The organism is Mesorhizobium sp. M7A.F.Ca.US.006.04.2.1 (assembly GCF_004022915.1).
Lineage (GTDB): Bacteria > Pseudomonadota > Alphaproteobacteria > Rhizobiales > Rhizobiaceae > Mesorhizobium > Mesorhizobium ciceri.
Genome location: NZ_RZQA01001196.1, coordinates 1 through 1,423, shown reverse-complemented (window position 1 = coordinate 1,423; position 1,423 = coordinate 1). Strand labels below are relative to the sequence as shown.

Here is a 1,423-nt window from a genome sequence, read left to right as displayed (position 1 = left end):
GCCCAGCAAGTCGTGACCTGTTCCACTCACCGCTCCTTTACGTGACCCGGCAGACAAAATACCACAGCCATGTCGATAGTGTCGGCTCCTCCATTATGATTAAGGTGGCGGGTTCTCCCCACCGCATTTCGGAGTTAGCCCTTTTGACGGTATGATTGCATTGCGTATCAACGGGATGCGCGGATGGGTTATTTCCCATTTCGACCGAGCCTCCGTTGTTGCGCCGACGCAGGCGGGCCGAAGCTTTCAACACATCGACTTGCCCGGTGCGATGTAGTGTCGTTCGATGACCAACACCGCCTCCCCTTCCCTCTGATGGCCTCCATCGATTACCAAAATCGTAAATCCGCGACCTACAGTGCCAGTCGCTTCGTCCGGTCTTCGTTGAGCCCCCAGCCGATTGGATATCGCTCTGCCCAAGCACTCTTGGTTCCCCTTGAAAGATCATAAATGAATCGTGTGGCAGGCCTGAGCATCGAGTAGCAACCATGGGCCTCGTGCTACGGGTGACCGGCGCCCCCGACCCGAAATCGTTGCTCGCCCCTCTTTTCTGAAGGATACGGGCCCCCTCTGTAGCCCAGCAACCACCCATCATTATGAGGATTGCTTGCGACAGGGGGCGAGCGATGCCGTAACCGCTGAGATCTCCTTCCCGGTCGATGTCAACCACGATCAGCACCGAATGGCCAATGACGACGCCAGCTTCGCGTAGTCCCTGGGCGGCATCGGGATGAGTAGGCAAAAGCCTCCTGGCTTTTTTGTTTCGAGCAAGGCGTCACGAAGGCTGGTCAGCGGTTCTGGCAATCTTCACCATGCGACCTTGCCTCCTGCAAACGGCTAACTCGCAATCGAGCGAACGCTACTAAAGAACGCCTCGACCAAGGAAATTGGTATCTTACAATACCGGCGCAGGCTTGTTGGGCTTTCAGTTGTAATCCTGTGCCGATGATGAAATCATGCGCGCGCTTGACAACGGGCAGGTTAATTCAAGTTCCGCCACCAGGAGGAGAAGCGGTATGACCACTCAGGTTGTACATCGCGTATTCGGTCCCAAGCAGGTCAGGCAATTCAGGGAAGTCTACGAGCGCGCGCGCGTTGTGGAGGCAACTTACCCCGATTCGCACATTGCCAGCAAAGCCGCCAAACGGCTGATCGAGGCATTCGAAGCCGAGATCCAGACTGACGGGACGGTTCTGGATTTTCAGCAGCTATGCGAAGCAAACCCCCTGGGGACCGCCTGAGACCCGGACGTTGTCTGGCGAAGGCTCACGATGAGCCGCTTCATCTGCCGACGTCAGCCATGCCCTGCAGGCGGATCGTGCTTGCCGTTCAAAAATCAAATTTCGGAAGTGGGTCGCCATGCGGAGCGATAGGGGAGCCATGGGGTGTTGGGCGGCGGTGGCTCCCCTATCCTGTCTCCGCA

At 57.2% G+C, this 1,423-nt stretch carries 1 protein-coding gene; it reads left to right on the top strand.

Features of this window, described 5'->3' with window-relative positions; all coding sequences use genetic code 11:
• Positions 1-1,016: 1,016 nt before the first annotated feature.
• Complete coding sequence (locus EN925_RS35740; RefSeq protein WP_024505842.1) at positions 1,017-1,241, top strand: hypothetical protein; 225 nt, start codon at positions 1,017-1,019, stop codon at positions 1,239-1,241.
• The last annotated feature ends 182 nt before the right edge of the window (positions 1,242-1,423 follow it).